A 16,238-nucleotide genomic window follows, 5' to 3' on the forward strand; every position below is an offset into this window, starting at 1 on the left:
CGCGTTTGCTCACGGTTCTCCCCCGTCAAATATCGGTATCTGTTCATTCCTGCCGCTGCCGATCGGGCGATGGGAGTAGGCGGCGACGGCCCGACGGGCGTCATGGGAACCGGACTTACGCTCAGCGGTTTCTCTCAGCGTGTACACTCATATTGCGGGGTATGCGCGGGAAACATGCAACTGCCTCGGAAGGCATCTAGAGGAGCGCGCTGTGCACAGCATCATTTACCTGGTCGGCCTTGTCGTGGTCGTACTTGCCATTCTGTCACTTTTGGGGCTGCGATAGGGAGTATCAGCATGGAACACAACGAAGCAACAATTGCTGCATCCGCACCGCGGCGTGATCTGCCCGGGGCTTACATAGACTGGGCTGCAATCTTTGGTGGTGCAGTCGTGGCAGCAGCAATCGGCGTGCTGTGTACGGCGTTTGGCGCTGCACTGGGGCTGTCCACGGTATCGGTTGAGCCAGGCGAAGGATCGTTCAATCTCTGGGTTGGCATCAGCGCAGTCTGGGTAGTCGTCTCGTTGGTCCTGAGCTATCTCGCCGGCGGGTATGTGGCCGGTCGGATGAGGCGCAGGGTTGACGATGCCGTTGCAGAGGAGGTGGCGACCCGAGACGGCTTGAACGGCTTGGTCGTCTGGGGCCTTGGCATCCTTCTCACGACGTGGATGGCGGCAGGTGCCATCAGCGGAGCGGGGTCGGCTCTCGGAACTGCCGTTACCGCAACGGGATCAGCCGTAGGCGGTATTGCGCAGGGGGCCGGATCGGTGGTTGGCGGCGCGGTGCAGGGTGTCGCACAAGCTGCGGGTGCGGCCGTACCGGACGATGTGGACGAGGGTCTGATGGACTATCTTAACAGTACCCTGATGCGTCCTGCGGTGGATGGTGTCCAGCAATCTGATGGTGTCACGACACCAACCGCGCCGTCGATGAATGACGAGGAATTGGCGCGTCAGACCGGCATGGTTCTGGGCAATGTTCTGAGGACGGGTGAAATCTCTGACGAGGACAGGTCCTTCCTGATCGCCGCAGTCGCGCGTCGCACTGGTGAGAGCGAGGCGGAGGTAGATGCTCGCGTCGAACGAGCAGTCGCCGCAGTCCAGGAGGCCCGCGCGGAGGCTGAACAGATCGCAGCCGACGCCCGTGCCGAGTCCGAGCGCTTGGCGACCGAGGCCGAGGAAACGGCGATCGAGGCGGCGGAAACCGCTAGAAAAGGTGCTATTCTAACTGCTTTCCTGCTGACAGCCGGCGCACTTGTCGCGGGAGCGGCAGCGGTTATCGGCGCCGTTCGCGGTGGTCGTCACCGTGATGAGGGACGGGTCTGGAATGGTCTGAGCTTCCGCCTTTAATCCTTGGTCAGAAAGGAACTTCCCTGTGTTTTTTGCGTTGGGCTACACGACTCCCTGATGGCTCTCTCGCCCCGCCCAGCTCGCGCTTGGCGGGGCTTTTTCGTTGCAGCACAGGCTTACGCCATATTGGCACGCACTCATGTGAAGACATCGCCGGATGCAAGGATCCCTCGTTTCAATTTTTAGCATTGTTTCCAAATGGTCTGTGACGTGATCAACTGCCATCCAGCCCTGCGTCCACAGCGGCCATAGCCAGCCGCAGCGCAGGCTCATAGGCCACCGGTTTTCCAGACAGCCAGCCGGTGACCGTGATGCCCCGACTGATCCCGAGGCGCTTAGAAACCGAATAGGCACTCATCTGCTGGCATATCCTTGTTGCCACCGTCATCCGGGTGCTGGAAACCTATGGCGGAGGACAGCGGGTGTCTCCCGCCATATGTCCGTTTCCTGACCCGCAGTTGCACACCGGGCGGGGCAGGATGCGCACCTTATCCCGGCGCAGTTGCGCATCGATCAGGCTGAAAAGTTCGTTGCGGCAGGTAGCTTCTCGATCATACCGCGGCACCCAGTATTTTACGCGATAGGTTATCCCTCCGGGGCCGTATTCAAAGACCTGAACCTCGAACCTTTTTCCCTTCAGGATGTGCTCCGCGTTCAAAACCGCGCCTTGGATCACGGTCTTGGCTTTTGCCACTTCCAGATCGGCGGGCAACGTCAGTTCAACATGATCGCGGTATTCCTGGCGTGGGGCGCTGTAATTGGTAATCCTCTGGCGTGAGATCTGGCTGTTGGGCAATATGACATAGGTGCTGTCGCGCGTGACAAGCTGCGTCGTGCGCCAACCAATTTCCCTGATCCGGCCCTGTGCTAGTCCCTCTATATTAACCCAGTCGCCGATGCGGAAAGGGGCCTCAAGACCCAGTGCCAGCCCCGAGAACATATCAGCCACCACGTTGCGGATGGCGAAACCCAGCACCGCCAGCAGAAGCCCTGATCCGGTCAGGATTCCCGACAGGTCTTGGCGGAAGAAAAGCGACAGGCTAATCAGCGCGGCGATCGTGAAAAGCACGACCCGCAACAGATCAAGAGCGACCTTGGGCACCGGAGGTTTCGCCTGCCTACGGGTGGCAAGCCGGGCGGCGGCCAGCCCATGCAGGAGATGGGCACTCAGAAACAGAGCCAAGGATATGGCAGTGTTCTGTAGTGGCCCCCACAGGTTCGGCTGCTCTGGTATCAGCTTTACCAGCGGCTGGCCAAAGACGGCGAACAGGACGAGCAGCGCGATCACCGCAATCAGCCGCAGGGGTGGCGCGGGAAAGTCAGCTTTCGTCATCAGCTGCTCCTTTCTGCGGCGGCCTTGGAGGGGAGGGTCGGTTTGGAGCGAAGAAGACCCCGCGAAACGGGAAGAGGCAAAGCGGGCAGCGGTGGGCGGCAGCACGCGGCACGTTTTCGCCGCAAGAGGGGCAGACACCGGGCAACCAGGCACGATACATGGCAAAACCTTCTGGCAGTAAGGGAACAGGAGGAAACCCCCGGCTCCATCACGTCAGACGGCGTGGACTAGCGAAGCCGGGGCCGAACATGCGCCTGTTCGGTGCATTTCCTTTCGGATGGGGGAGGGGACCGGCGCATGGGGTTCTTCTCGCAGCAAGGAAAATGGCGCGATTTGCATCGCGCTCTTTTTATATGGGGTGTTATTAAATATTTTCAACAGCTTGTTGTGCATCTGATCTGCGTATGGGTGACCGGGTTACGCACCGGGCGTGGCAGCCCGCGCTATGGTCTCATTCACGGCCTAGTGCGCCAGCCAATACGCAGGCCGGCCGTGTTTTGCCTGTCGCGCTGCACAGCGTGCGGACGGCGCAAGGCGGTCAACGTGATCATCAGCGGGTCGCATCTGACATGGAGTTCTCTCAACTGGACCCAAGGACGATGACGGCTAGTGCCCCAAGCCCTCTTATGGTGCGGGATACTTTCCTTATATCTAATTGATAATAAATATAAATCCAAAGGGTTTGGTAGGCCCGGAGGGACTCGAACCCCCAACCAAGGCGTTATGAGCGCCCTGCTCTGACCATTGAGCTACAGGCCCCCGTGGACAGCTTATTGAGTAATCGTGCCGGGGCATCAGGTCAAGCGGACTTGCCGCAGATACGGGCCGCATGCGCGCGATGCCCTTGGCGGATTGCCTGTCGGCAGGGGTTGCGCTATCGGGTGGGGGCCTCGAAACAGGGCGAAAGCGGGCCAGAGAAAGGGTTTCCCATGACCGAGCGTAAAACCGGGCTTTCCTATGCCGATGCGGGTGTCGATATCGATGCCGGGAATGCGTTGGTCGAAAGGATCAAGCCCGCCGCCGCCCGCACCACGCGCCCCGGCGTGATGGAGGGGCTGGGCGGTTTCGGTGCGCTGTTCGATCCGCGGGCCGCGGGCTATGCCGACCCGGTGCTGGTCGCGGCGACGGATGGGGTGGGCACCAAGCTGCGCATCGCCATCGACACGGGTAAGCTGGACGGCGTCGGCATCGACCTGGTGGCGATGTGCGTGAACGATCTGGTTTGCCAGGGCGCCGAGCCTTTGTTCTTCCTTGACTATTTCGCGACCGGCAAGCTTCTGGTCGATGAGGCCGCCCGTGTCGTCGCCGGTATCGCCGAAGGCTGCCACCGCGCCGGCTGCGCGCTGATCGGCGGCGAGACGGCCGAGATGCCGGGCATGTATCACGGCGGCGATTTCGATCTTGCAGGCTTTGCCGTCGGCGCGTTGGAGCGGGGGACCGCTCTGCCCAGGGACGTGGCGGGGGGGGACGTGCTCTTGGGGCTGGCCTCGGACGGGGTGCATTCCAACGGCTTTTCGCTGGTGCGCCGGGTGGCCGAAAAGGCGGGGCTGGGCTGGAACGATGCGGCGCCCTTCGCGGCGGGCACGCTTGGCCAGCAACTGCTGGTGCCGACGCGGCTTTACGTCCTGCCGGTGCTGAAGGCGGTTCGCGCGGGCGGGGTCCATGCTGCCGCCCATATCACCGGCGGCGGGCTGACCGAGAACCTGCCGCGTGTCCTGCCGCAAGGCCTGGGCGCCGAGGTCGATCTGGATGCCTTCGCCTTGCCCCCGGTCTTTGCATGGCTGGCCGAGGCGGGCGGGATTCCCGAACCCGAGATGCTTAAAACCTTCAACTCGGGCATCGGGATGGTGCTGGCCGTCGATCCCGCGCGCGCGGATGGCTTGCAGGCCCTGCTGACGGATGCGGGCGAGACCGTCTGCCGCCTTGGCCATGTGACCCAGGGGCAGGGCGTCCGCTACAGCGGAAAGCTGCGGTGAAACGTGTCGCGATCCTGATTTCCGGCGGCGGGTCGAACATGGTCCGGCTGGTGCAGGAGATGCAGGCCCAGGGGTGGGCGCGGCCCGTGGCGGTCGGCTCGAACGATCCGGCGGCCGGGGGGCTGGGCAAGGCGGCCTCGCTGGGGCTGGCGACATTCGCCGTCGATCATCGCAAATACAAGGGCGACCGCGCGGGCTTTGAGGCCGAACTGCTGCACCAGTTGCAGATGACCGCGCCGGATGTCGTCTGCCTGGCCGGTTTCATGCGCATCCTGACGCCGGATTTCGTGGCCCGTTTTCAGGGGCGGATGCTGAACATCCATCCCTCGCTACTGCCGAGATATCCCGGCCTGAACACCCACCGGCGCGCGATCGAAGCGGGTGACGACCAGGCGGGCGCGACCGTCCACCTGGTCACGCCGGAACTGGACGGCGGGCCGATTCTGGGGCAGGCGCGCGTGGACGTTCTGCCGGGCGACACCGCCGACACGCTGGCCGCGCGGGTGCTGGTGCAGGAACATCGCCTTTACCCCGAAGTGCTGCGCCGCTTCGTCCTGAACCAGCCGCTGCCGGTGATGCTGGACGCCGATTAGCGTTCGGGCACCAACCCGCGCGGGGCGAAGCGCAGGACCAGCAGCAGCACGACGCCCATTGCCAGAAAACGCATATGCGGCGCGCTTTCGATCAGGTGGCTGCGCAGCCCGCCCGCAGGCAGAAAGGCGGTGACCAGGCCCATCAGCGCCGGACCCCACGCCTCGGCCTTGATCCACAAAAACCAGATCAGGATCGCCCCCAGAACCGCGCCCCAGTTGTTGCCCGATCCGCCGACGATGACCATCACCCAGATCAGGAAGGTGTAGCGCAGCGGCGCATAGCCCGCAGGCGCCATCAGCCCGTCCAGCGTGATCATCATCGCCCCCGCAAGCCCGATCACGGCCGAGCCGATGATGAAGATCTGCAAGTGGCGGCGCGTGACGTCCTTGCCCATCGCGGCGGCGGCGGTTTCGTTGTCGCGGATCGCGCGCATCATCCTGCCCCAGGGCGATTTCAGCGCCAGTTGCGACAGGCCGATCAGCGCCAGCAGCACCAGCGCGAACAGCCCCGCATAGCACAGCTTGACCCAGATCCCCGAGGCATTCGCCGCGCTCAGCCCCCATTCGGCGGCGCGGGCGACGAAATCGGGGTCCTGTTGCAGGTTGATCTCATAGGGGACGGGGCGGGGGATGCCGGTGACGTTCTTGACGCCGCGCGCCAGCCATTCCTCGTTGCGGGCGACGGCGACGATGATCTCGCCGATTCCCAGCGTCGCGATGGCCAGGTAGTCCGAGCGCAGCCCAAGCGCGACCTTGCCCACGCACCACGCGGCAGCGGCGGCAAAGATCGCGCCGACCGGCCATGACAGCAGCACCGGCAGGCCAAGCCCGCCGATATTGCCGGCGGCGGCGGAATTATTCGCCTCGATCGCCGCCACGGCGGGGTCGAAGATGTTGCGATAAAGGACGAATCCCAGGATCAGGACGGCGACCAGCGCCAGCGCGTTCCAGGGGCGCGTCAGCCGTTTCCACGCGATGCTGGCAAGGGCCAGCGTGCCCGCCGCGGCCAGCAGGGCAAGGATCAGGCGGGGGGTGCCCGCCTCCCACGCGCCGGGGACGGGCTGGGTCGAGATCAGCACCGGCGCCAGCCCGCCGATGGCGATGAAGCCCACGACGCCCGCATTGAACAACCCGCCATAGCCCCATTGCATGTTGACCCCAAGCGCCATCACCGCCGAGATCAGCCCCATGTTCAGGATCGCGAGGGATGAGTTCCAACTGCCCGAAAACATGCTGTTGCGGACCGTTCCCTCCAGTACGAAAAGCGCGGCCAGAACGGCGAACAGCAAGGGCGCGCGCCAGATGGACGAGGCATCCTGTTGTCTGTTGCCCGACATTTTGGCCCCCTTCTAGAACGATTTGCCGCGGAACAGGCCCGTGGGCCGGAACAGCAGGACGACGATCAGGATGACGAAGCTGACGGCGAACTTGTATTCCGTCGACAGCAGTTGCAGCAGCCCGGCGGGTTGCCAGTCGGGCAGCAGATAGCCCGCGATCTTGCGCCAGGGATAGGTCACCGCGACCTCGGAAAAGGCGACGATGAAGCCACCCGCCACCGCGCCAAGCGGATTGCCAAGCCCGCCCACGATGGCGGCGGCGAAGATCGGCAGCAGGATCTGGAAATAGTTGAAGGCGCGGAAGCTCTTGTCCAGGCCGTAAAGCACCCCCGCCGTCGTCACCAGTGCGGCGGCGATGATCCAGGTGATGCGCACGACGCGGTCGGGGTCGATGCCCGACAGCAGCGCCAGGTCCTCGTTGTCGGAATAGGCCCGCATGGCCTTGCCCGACCGGGTGCGGTTCAAAAACCAGAACAGCGCCCAGCAGGCCAGGGCGGTCACGACCAGCGTGATCACCTGGCTTTGGCGCAGGGCCAGCCCCTCGGACAGGCCGGTCCAGGCGCGGAACTCGGCCACGCTGACGACGAAACGGGCGCCGTCGTCGAAGCGGATCTCGTTCACGCCGATCAGCAGGCGGGTCAACCCGTTCATCATGAACATCACGCCGACCGAGGCCATGACCATGATGATCGGCGCCGACCGCTGGCGCCGGTAGAAGCGATAGACGGCGCGGTCGGTCGCGACCATCAAGAGCGCGGTCAGCGCGATGGCCGCGGGCAGGGCCAGCAGCGCGGTGGGCAGCGGTGCGATTCCGATTCCCGCCGCCTGCAATGCCCAGACCAGCAGGATGCAGATCGCGGTGCCGAAGGCCATTGTGTCGCCATGCGCGAAGTTGGAAAACCGCAGGATTCCATAGATCAGCGTCACCCCAAGCGCGCCAAGCGCAAGCTGCGCACCATAGGCCGCCGCGGGAATGACGACGAAATTCAGAAGCGTCACAAGGGCGTTGAGAATATCCATCCGTCCTAACCCCCCAGGAACGTGCGGCGAACCTCGGGGTCGGCCAGAAGCGCGGCGCCCGAGTCGGTGAAGCGGTTGGCGCCCTGCACCAGCACATAGCCGATGTCGGCGATCTCCAGCGCCTGGCGGGCGTTCTGCTCGACCATGAGGATGGAAATGCCGGTGCGGGCGATTTCGATGATGCGGTCGAACAGCTCGTCCATGACGATGGGGCTGACGCCTGCGGTCGGTTCGTCCAGCATCAGCAGGCTGGGGCGCGTCATCAGCGCGCGCCCGACGGCGACCTGCTGGCGCTGCCCGCCCGACAATTCGCCCGCGCGCTGGCGGCGCTTCATGGCGACGGCGGGGAACAGGTCGTAGACCTGCTGCAACGTCTCGCGGAAATCGTCCTGGCGGGTGAAGGCGCCCATTTCCAGGTTTTCCTGCACGGTCATCGAGGGGAAGATGTTGTTGGTCTGGGGCACGAAGCCCATGCCCTTGCCGACCCGGTCCTGGGGGCTGAGCGCGGTGATATCCTCGCCCGCCAGCGTCACGCGGCCCTCGCGCAGGGGCAGCATGCCGAAGACCGCCTTCATCGCGGTCGATTTCCCGGCGCCGTTCGGGCCGACGATGACGGCGATCTGGCCCTTTTCGACGGTGATCGTGCAATCGTTGAGGATATCGGCCTTGCCGTAGCCGCCACGCATCCCGGTGGCGGAAAGATAGGGTTGGTTCATGTCCCACCCCCTGCGGCTTTGTTCTTCAGCCCGGTGCCCAGATAGGCCTCGATCACGGCCTCGTTCTGCATGATCTGGTCGGCAGAGCCTTGCGCCAGCACCTTGCCCTCGGCCATGACGATGACGGGGTCGCAGAGGCGGGCGATGAAATCCATGTCATGCTCGATCACGCAGAAGGTATAGCCGCGTTCCTTGTTCAGGCGCACGATCGCCTCGCCGATGGTGGCCAGAAGGCTGCGGTTCACGCCCGCGCCGACCTCGTCCAGAAAGACGATCCTGGCATCGACCATCATCGTGCGGCCCAGTTCCAGCAGCTTTTTCTGGCCGCCCGACAGGTTGCCCGCCTTTTCGTCGGCAACATGGGAAATCGTCAGGAACTCAAGAACTTCGTCGGCCTTCTTGCGGATTTCGCTTTCCTGCCGGCGGATCGTGCCGCGGCGGAACCATGTGTTCCACAGCGTTTCCCCCGCCTGTCCCGTGGGGACCATCATCAGGTTCTCGCGCACGGTCATGGATGCGAATTCCTGCGCAAGCTGGAAGGTGCGCAGCAGGCCACGGTGGAACAACTCGTGCGGGGGCAGGCCGGTGATGTCCTGTCCGTCCATCGTGACGCGGCCCGAGGTCGGTTCAAGAACACCGGCTATCACGTTGAAAAGCGTTGACTTTCCTGCGCCGTTCGGGCCGATCAGCCCGGTGATCGAGCCGTTCTGAATCGTCAGGCTGGCGCCGTCCACCGCGCGAAAGCCGCCGAAATGCTTGTGCAGATCGTGGACCTGGATCATGTGTCTCCCCATCCCCCGCGGCGGTTTGCGCGGGGGTTTATTGGTATTGAGACGGGGCCGGTCGCGGCCCCGTCCGACGGTGGATCAGCGATAGCCGATGGTGTTCATGGTGCCGCCGGTGAACTCCAGCACGCGGAAGGTGCCCGCGGTTTCGCCCGGTCCGATCAGTTCGACCCCGGTGGCGCCGACGTAGTCGATGGCTTCGCCATTGACGAGCAGTTCCAGCCCCTTGGCCAGTTCGCCCGGCAGGATCGGCTCGCCCGGTCCGTTGGCGACCTCGACGACATGATCCTTGTAGACCGACGGGTCGGACGAGCCTGCCGAAGCCATCGCCAGCAGGATCAGCGCCGTGGCGTCATAGGATTCGCCCGCGAATTGCGAACCGCCATCGAAACCCGCCGCCTCGGCCAGTTCGTTGAACCTGTCGCGGCCCTCGCCCTCGGATGAAGGGCTTTGCCCGAACGAGGTTTCCAGGTCGGGACCGAAATTCTCGACCAGCGTCTGGCTGATCATGCCGTCGGGAAAGACGAAGGTCGAAAAGGCGCCCGAATCCAGCGATCCGCGCAGGATGCCCGCGCCGCCCTGATCGACGTAACCGACCAGCACCAGCGCATCGCCACCGGCGCTGGCAAGGGCCGCGACCTCGGCGGAGTAGTCGCCCTTGCCGTCGTCATGGGCGGCGTTCATCGTCACCGTGCCGCCCTGCGCGGTGAAGGCGGCGGCGAAGCTGTCGGCCAGCCCCTTGCCGTAATCGTTGTTGGTATAGCTGACGGCCACCGTGTCGATGCCGCGTTCCAGCGTCAGTTCGGCCATCACCTCACCCTGCCGCGCGTCCGAGGGCGAGGTGCGGAAGAACAGCCCGTTGTCCTCGATATCCGTCAGCGCGGGCGAAGTGGCCGAGGGCGAGATCATCACGATGCCGTTGGGCACGCCGACGCGTTCCAGCGTGGCGATGGTTTCGCCCGAACACATGCCGCCCACGATCCCTTGGACCTGATCGGCGGTCACGATCCGCTCGACCGCGGTGACGGCGGCGGCGGCATCGGCGCAGGTCGTATCGACACGAACCGGCGTCACGGTCGAGCCGTCCAGCAGCAGCCCGCTGTCCGTCACCTCGGTCATCGCCATTTCGGCGCTGGTCGCCATGTCGGGCGACATCGATTCCAGCGGTCCGGTGAAACCGAAGGCGATGCCCAGCTTCACCTCTTCGCCCGAAGCGGCGCCCGCGGCCAGGGTTGCACCGGCAACCGAGGCCAGAAGGAACTTCTTCATCCGTATATCTCCCCCATCTGTTCATTGTTTCTGTTCCGAAGGCTATAAGCGCAATTCGTAAAAGAAAAGAGAATTGGCGGGCCTTGCGCCGTGGCGTCACACCGTCCGCCGAAATTGCCGGCCCGAGCGGCAAAACGGGCCTGCGCGCAAGCCTTTCCCTTTCTTCGCGCAATCTTTATATGGATTGCGACAGAGTGGTGAGGATTTGAACATGGCCCAGACGACGATCCGCGATGCAGCCGCATCCCCGGCATGGGACAAGCGTGGCTGGCGCGACCGGCCGCGCATCCAGATGCCCGATTATCCCGACGCCGCCGCCGTTCAGGCGGTCGAGGCGCAGCTTGCCAAATATCCGCTGCTCATCTTCGCCGGCGAGGCGCGCCGCCTGCGTGCCCACCTGGCCGATGTCGCGCAAGGCCGCGCCTTCCTGCTGCAAGGCGGGGATTGCGCGGAAAGCTTTTCCGAATTCTCGGCCGACAATATCCGCGACACCTTCAAGGTGATGCTGCAAATGGCGGTCGTGCTGACCTGGGGTGCGCAATTGCCCGTGGTCAAGGTGGGCCGCATGGCGGGGCAATTCGCCAAGCCGCGCAGCGCCCCGACCGAAACCATCGGCGGCGTGGAACTGCCCAGCTATCGCGGCGACATCATCAACGGCTTCGACTTCACGTCCCAATCGCGCGTGCCCGATCCGCAGCGCATGCTGGCCGCCTACACCCAGGCGGCGGCGACGCTGAACCTGCTGCGGGCCTTCTCGACCGGGGGTTATGCGGATATCCACCGGGTGCAAAGCTGGATCAGCGATTTCACCGGCGGGCCGGAAGCTGCGCGTTACCGCGACATCGCCGACCGCATCAGCGACGCGATGGCCTTCATGTCGGCGGCGGGCGTGACCGGCGAGACCGCCCATCAGCTTGCCCATGTCGAGTTCTACACCAGCCACGAGGCCTTGCTGCTGGAATATGAAGAGGCGCTGGCGCGCACCGATTCGACCACCGGCCTGCCCGTGGCGGGTTCGGGTCACATGATCTGGATCGGCGACCGCACCCGCCAGCCCGACGGCGCGCATGTCGAGTTCTGCCGGGGCGTCCAGAACCCCATCGGGTTGAAATGCGGCCCCTCGACCACCGCCGAGGATCTCAAGGTCCTGATGGAAAAGCTGAACCCCGCGAACGAGCCGGGCCGCCTGACGCTGATCGCGCGTTTCGGCGCGGGCAAGGTCGGCGACCACCTGCCGCGCCTGATCCGCGCCGTGGCCGAGGAAGGGGCGAATGTCGTCTGGTCCTGCGACCCGATGCACGGCAATGTCATCAAGTCCTCGACCGGCTACAAGACGCGGCCCTTCGATTCGATCCTGCGCGAGGTGCGCGAGTTCTTCGCCATCCACAAGGCCGAGGGCACCATCCCCGGCGGCGTGCATTTCGAGATGACCGGGCAGGATGTGACCGAATGCACCGGCGGCGTCCGCGCGGTCAAGGACGAGGATCTGTCCGACCGCTATCATACCGCCTGCGACCCGCGGCTGAACGCCAGTCAGTCGCTGGAACTGGCTTTCCTGGTGGCCGAGGAACTGCGTGGCCGCCGCCTGAACGGGGCGCTGGACAAGGCGGTCTGACCCGCCTGTCCGACCTTTGCCGCGCCGTCGCGGGCCTGTGCCTGCGGCGGCGTTCCCTTGTCCGGGCTTCATTTGTCCGGGTCGGGCGTCCTGTCCCTTTTTCGGCTGTTGTCGGCGACGATGCGAAAGCGCGCGCGCCGTTCCTCGGGCGTTTCGGGCACCGGGTCGGGGGTCCTGGCCGTGCCTGACGGATCGCGCGGCACCCATGCGGCGGGTGGTTCGGCAAAACCGGCGGTCGAAGGCGACGGCTCGACCACTTCGCCCCCGGCGATCACCGGCAGAACCTTGTCCGCGCGGATATCGAAGCGGCGCGGGGGGCGGCCGATCTCGCCTTCGGCGGCGATGCAGCCAAGCACGCGGGTGACATCGCCAAGGTCCGAACGCAGCGGCAGCAACAGCATCCGTGCGTTCAGTTCCGGCCGGGCGAAACCGGCGGGGGAATGCAGTTGCAATTCCGCGATCTGGGGCGCGTGAAAGACGCTTTCCAGAACATCGGACAGCCGCCCCCGAAAGGGCGGGTTCAGCAGCGAACACAGCGGCATCCCCCGCACCTCCATCCCCATCAGGTCGATCAGGTGCCGCCCGGCAAGGCGAAAGCGGCCCGCGGCGGGGGCGATTCGCTCGAGGATGAAGGCATAATCCAGCGCCCCCCTGATGCCGCGCGGTTCGACATCGGCGCGCAGGGGGATGGCGCGTCCGTGGCGCAGGCTGTCCCAATAGCTGCGCAATTCCAGCAGGATGCGACCGGGCCGGACTGGATCGAAATCGCCCATCCGTATCAGATCCCCACCCCTGCCAGGCGGGGAATCGCCCTTGCCCTTCCGGCCTTTTTGACCAGAGCCTTGCCCATCATCGCCGCACATACCGATACTCGTGAACTCTATACTGTCGCGGATAACTGCACTTGGATAGGTTGTTTCGCGCCGAAAGCCGATCAGAATCTTCACGAATGGTTAAAATCCCGGCGCGGAGCCGCCCTTGACCCCGTGGCGCGGCCCGCGCATTGAAACGGGCAAGACCAAAGGAAGAAAAAGGGACATGCGGATCATGCAACGCAGCGGGCTATTGATCATCCTTTCCTCGCCCTCGGGGGCGGGGAAGTCCACCCTGGCGCGGCGGCTGATGGAGTGGGACCCGGTGCTGAAATTCTCGGTCTCGGCCACCACGCGGCCGCCCCGTCCGGGCGAGGTCGAGGGACAGCACTATTATTTCCGCTCGCCCGATCAGTTCCGCGAGATGGTGGAAAACGGCCAGATGCTGGAACATGCCGAGGTCTTCGGCAACCGTTACGGAACGCCCCGCGACCCGGTCGAACAGGCGATGCTGGCGGGGCGCGACACGATCTTCGACGTGGACTGGCAGGGCGGCCAGCAGATCCGCGCGTCGGTGCTTGGCGGGCATGTCGTCTCGATCTTCATCCTGCCGCCCAGCCTGGCCGAACTGGAACGCCGCCTGATCTCGCGCGGGCAGGATACCCCCGAGGTGATCCGGGGCCGGATGGAAAAAAGCCGGGCGGAAATCAGCCATTGGGCGGAATACGACTATGTGCTGGTCAATGACGATCTGGACGCGACCGAGCAGGCGCTGCGTGCTATCCTGACCGCCGAACGCCAGCGGCGCGAACGCCAGACCGGGCTTGGCGAATTCGTGCGCAACCTGATGCAGGAAAAGGAATGACGATGATCTGGGAACTTGACGGCATCCGCCCCTCCATCGCGGCCAGCACGTGGATCGCCCCCGACGCCCAACTGATGGGCCGCATCGTGGTCGAGGACGAGGCCAGCATCTGGTGGGGCTGCGCGCTGCGCGGCGACAACGAAGAAATCCGCATCGGGCGCGGCTCGAACGTGCAGGAACATTGCATCATGCATACCGACCCCGGCTATCCGCTGGTGATCGGCGCGGATTGCACTATCGGCCACCGCGCCATGCTGCATGGCTGCACGATCGGGGACGGGGCGCTGATCGGCATGGGGGCGATCGTGCTGAACGGCGCAAGGATCGGCCCCGGCGCGCTGATCGGCGCGGGCGCCCTGATCACCGAGGGCAAGGAGATCCCCGCCGGTGCGCTGGTCATGGGCGCGCCGGGCAAGGTCATCCGCCAGCTTGACGATGCGGCGCGGGCCGGCCTGCTGGAATCGGCCCGCCATTACCGCGAGAACGCGGCGCGTTTCCGCAACGGCCTGCGCGCCGTCGGGGACGGCGGCACCGCCTGATGACGCTGCCCGATCCGCTGAAGCTGATCGAGGCCGTGCCGCTGGCGATGCTGGTCGTCGATGGCGCGGCCAGGGTCGTGCTGGCCAACGATCCGGCGCGCGCGCTGTTCGGGGACGGCATCCTCGGGCGGCCCTTCGTCACCGTCCTGCGCCACCCCGCCATCAATGAGGCGGTCGAGAATATCCTGGAAGGCCGCGCCCACAGCCGCGATAGGCAACAGGCGCGGATCAACGCGCAGGGGCGGATGCTGTCGGTCGCGGCGACGGTCACCCCCTTGCCGCTGAACGGCGGGCAGGGCGCGGCCATCGCCTTCGAGGACCGCAGCGGCATCGAACAGGCCGACGCGATGCGCCGCGATTTCGTGGCCAACGTCAGCCACGAATTGCGCACGCCCCTGACCGCGCTGGCCGGTTTCATCGAAACCCTGCGCGGCGCGGCGCGCGACGACCCTTCCGCCCGCGAACGCTTTCTGGACATCATGCAGCGCGAGGCGGGGCGCATGAACCGCCTGATCGGCGACCTGCTGTCGCTGAGCCGGGTCGAGGCCGAAGAGCGCAGCCGCCCCGCCGAAAGCGTCGATCTGGCCGCGCTTTTGCGCAATGTCGTCGCAACCCTGTCCCAGGGCGCGGATGCGGCGGGCGTCAGGATCGCATTCGAGACGCCGCCCCAGGGCGTTCTGGTTGCGGGCGATTCCGACCAGCTTGTGCAGGTCTTTCACAACCTGATCGAGAATGCGGTGAAATACGGCGGCTCGGGCGGCGTGGTAACCCTGACCATCGAAAGCATCGCGCATGAGCCGGTCCTGCGCGGCCCCGCGTGGGCGATCACCGTGGCCGACCGGGGCGAGGGGATCGAGGCGCAGCATCTGCCCCGCCTGACCGAGCGTTTCTATCGCGTGGACGGCCACCGCTCGCGCGAGCGCGGGGGGACGGGGCTGGGGCTGGCCATTGCCAAGCATATCGTCAACCGCCATCGCGGACGGCTGCGCATCGAAAGCGAAAAGGGAAAGGGCAGCCGCTTTACCGTGGCGCTGCCCGTGCTGGATCCGCCCGCATCGAAATGACGCGGGCCCGGCCTGCGGCGCTATTCTGCCGCGTGATTCGCCGCGTCCGTCTCGGACCCGGATTTCATCACGAAACCCTGCTGAAGCTGGTCGAAGGGCGCGACCGGGTAATCGCCCGAGAAACAGGCATCGCAATATTGCGGGCAGGAATTGTTGCGCCCCCCGGCCTCGCCCGCCGCGCGATAAAGGCCGTCCAGCGAGACGAAGGCCAGGCTGTCCACGCCGATCCATTCGCGCATTTCCTCGGGCGACATGTTGGCGGCCAGCAGCTTGCCGCGCTCGGGCGTATCGACGCCGTAGAAGCAGGGCCATGCGGTGGGGGGGGAGGCGATGCGGAAATGGACCTCGCTCGCGCCGGCGGCAAGGATCATGTCCTTGATCTTGCGGCTGGTGGTGCCGCGCACCACGCTGTCGTCCACCAGGACGACCCGCTTGCCGCGCACCAGCGCGCGGTTGACGTTCAGCTTGAGGCGCACGCCCATGTTGCGGATCTGCTCGGTCGGTTCGATGAAGGTGCGGCCGACATATTGGTTGCGGATGATACCCATGCCAAAGGGGATGCCGCTTTCATGGGCATAGCCGATGGCCGCCGGGGTGCCGCTGTCGGGAACGGCGCAGACCAGATCGGCCTCGACCGGCGCTTCGCGGGCCAGTTCCACGCCGATCTGGCGGCGCGTCTCATAGACCGAGCGTCCGCCGATGATCGAATCGGGGCGCGAGAAATAGACATGCTCGAAGATGCAGAACCGCCCCTTGGACGGGCCGAAGGGGCGCGAGCTTTCGATATGGCCCTTCGAGATCACGACCATCTCGCCCGGTTCGACCTCGCGCACCAGTTCGGCGCCGATGATGTCCAGCGCGCAGGTTTCCGAGGACAGCACGAAGCCGTCGTCGCCCACCCGGCCAATGACCAGCGGGCGCACGCCAAGCGGGTCGCGCACGCCGATCAGCTTGGTGCGGGTCA

General features: G+C 65.3%; 16 protein-coding genes and 1 tRNA gene. 7 read left to right on the forward strand and 10 right to left on the reverse strand.

Going from position 1 to position 16,238, the window contains the following annotated elements; all coding sequences use genetic code 11:
* The first annotated feature begins 297 nt into the window (after window positions 1–297).
* Window positions 298–1,350, forward strand: coding sequence for a hypothetical protein (locus Q0O97_RS12005; RefSeq protein ID WP_294929400.1), 1,053 nt, complete (start codon window positions 298–300; stop codon window positions 1,348–1,350).
* 214 nt (window positions 1,351–1,564) lie between these two features.
* Here the strand turns inward: Q0O97_RS12005 and Q0O97_RS12010 are convergent, their stop codons facing one another.
* From Q0O97_RS12010 to Q0O97_RS12020, 3 genes are all read right to left on the reverse strand, one after another.
* Window positions 1,565–1,708 (reverse strand): hypothetical protein, encoded by a 144-nt coding sequence (locus tag Q0O97_RS12010; protein ID WP_294929403.1) that lies wholly within the window; start codon window positions 1,706–1,708, stop codon window positions 1,565–1,567.
* 45 nt (window positions 1,709–1,753) lie between these two features.
* Window positions 1,754–2,683, reverse strand: a complete 930-nt coding sequence (locus Q0O97_RS12015) for a mechanosensitive ion channel family protein (protein ID WP_294929406.1) — start codon at window positions 2,681–2,683, stop codon at window positions 1,754–1,756.
* A 683-nt stretch (window positions 2,684–3,366) separates the two neighbouring features.
* Window positions 3,367–3,442, reverse strand: a tRNA-Ile gene (locus Q0O97_RS12020).
* A 170-nt stretch (window positions 3,443–3,612) separates the two neighbouring features.
* On the opposite strand from Q0O97_RS12020, the gene purM reads away from it, so the two are divergent.
* Window positions 3,613–4,659: a phosphoribosylformylglycinamidine cyclo-ligase gene (gene purM / locus Q0O97_RS12025; protein WP_294929409.1), complete on the forward strand. Its 1,047-nt coding sequence runs from the start codon at window positions 3,613–3,615 to the stop codon at window positions 4,657–4,659.
* Window positions 4,656–5,252 carry a phosphoribosylglycinamide formyltransferase gene (purN, locus tag Q0O97_RS12030; RefSeq protein WP_294929412.1) on the forward strand — a complete coding sequence of 199 codons (597 nt, stop codon included), beginning with the start codon at window positions 4,656–4,658 and terminating at the stop codon, window positions 5,250–5,252. The genes purM and purN overlap by 4 nt, the downstream gene beginning before the upstream one ends.
* On the opposite strand, the gene Q0O97_RS12035 is transcribed toward purN, so the two are convergent.
* From Q0O97_RS12035 to Q0O97_RS12055, 5 genes are all read right to left on the reverse strand, one after another.
* Window positions 5,249–6,589, reverse strand: coding sequence for a branched-chain amino acid ABC transporter permease (locus tag Q0O97_RS12035; protein ID WP_294929415.1), 1,341 nt, complete (start codon window positions 6,587–6,589; stop codon window positions 5,249–5,251). The genes purN and Q0O97_RS12035 overlap by 4 nt on opposite strands.
* Window positions 6,590–6,601: 12 nt before the next feature.
* Window positions 6,602–7,609, reverse strand: a complete 1,008-nt coding sequence (locus Q0O97_RS12040; RefSeq protein WP_294929417.1) for a branched-chain amino acid ABC transporter permease — start codon at window positions 7,607–7,609, stop codon at window positions 6,602–6,604.
* Between the two features lie 5 nt (window positions 7,610–7,614).
* A complete protein-coding gene (locus tag Q0O97_RS12045) occupies window positions 7,615–8,325 on the reverse strand; it encodes an ABC transporter ATP-binding protein (protein ID WP_294929419.1) in 711 nt (236 codons plus the stop codon).
* The gene (locus Q0O97_RS12050) at window positions 8,322–9,107 is read right to left on the reverse strand and encodes an ABC transporter ATP-binding protein (protein WP_294929424.1); all 786 of its coding nucleotides are present in this window, start codon (window positions 9,105–9,107) and stop codon (window positions 8,322–8,324) included. Before Q0O97_RS12050 ends, Q0O97_RS12045 begins: the two co-directional genes overlap by 4 nt.
* An 84-nt stretch (window positions 9,108–9,191) precedes the next feature.
* Window positions 9,192–10,379, reverse strand: coding sequence for an ABC transporter substrate-binding protein (locus tag Q0O97_RS12055; protein ID WP_294929427.1), 1,188 nt, complete (start codon window positions 10,377–10,379; stop codon window positions 9,192–9,194).
* 211 nt (window positions 10,380–10,590) lie between these two features.
* Here Q0O97_RS12055 and Q0O97_RS12060 point away from each other — a divergent pair, with 211 nt between their 5' ends.
* On the forward strand, window positions 10,591–11,994 hold the full coding sequence (locus tag Q0O97_RS12060; RefSeq protein ID WP_294929431.1) for a class II 3-deoxy-7-phosphoheptulonate synthase: 1,404 nt from the start codon (window positions 10,591–10,593) through the stop codon (window positions 11,992–11,994).
* Window positions 11,995–12,062: 68 nt separating this feature from the next.
* Here Q0O97_RS12060 and Q0O97_RS12065 read toward each other — a convergent pair whose 3' ends face one another.
* A complete protein-coding gene (locus Q0O97_RS12065; protein ID WP_294929434.1) occupies window positions 12,063–12,767 on the reverse strand; it encodes a PAS domain-containing protein in 705 nt (234 codons plus the stop codon).
* A 274-nt stretch (window positions 12,768–13,041) separates the two neighbouring features.
* Between Q0O97_RS12065 and gmk the strand changes: the two genes are divergently transcribed.
* The 3 genes from gmk to Q0O97_RS12080 are packed head-to-tail and all read left to right on the forward strand — an operon-like array spanning window position 13,042 to window position 15,274.
* Window positions 13,042–13,671, forward strand: coding sequence for a guanylate kinase (gene gmk, locus Q0O97_RS12070; protein WP_294929446.1), 630 nt, complete (start codon window positions 13,042–13,044; stop codon window positions 13,669–13,671).
* 2 nt (window positions 13,672–13,673) lie between these two features.
* Window positions 13,674–14,210 (forward strand): gamma carbonic anhydrase family protein, encoded by a 537-nt coding sequence (locus Q0O97_RS12075; protein ID WP_294929437.1) that lies wholly within the window; start codon window positions 13,674–13,676, stop codon window positions 14,208–14,210.
* The gene (locus Q0O97_RS12080) at window positions 14,210–15,274 is read left to right on the forward strand and encodes an ATP-binding protein (RefSeq protein ID WP_294929440.1); all 1,065 of its coding nucleotides are present in this window, start codon (window positions 14,210–14,212) and stop codon (window positions 15,272–15,274) included. The genes Q0O97_RS12075 and Q0O97_RS12080 overlap by 1 nt, the downstream gene beginning before the upstream one ends.
* Before the next feature lie 20 nt (window positions 15,275–15,294).
* Here Q0O97_RS12080 and Q0O97_RS12085 read toward each other — a convergent pair.
* Window positions 15,295–16,238: amidophosphoribosyltransferase (locus Q0O97_RS12085; protein ID WP_294929443.1), on the reverse strand; the 944-nt coding region annotated here is incomplete at its 5' end.

The sequence above is a fragment of the uncultured Paracoccus sp. genome (assembly GCF_945915435.1).
GTDB lineage: Bacteria > Pseudomonadota > Alphaproteobacteria > Rhodobacterales > Rhodobacteraceae > Paracoccus.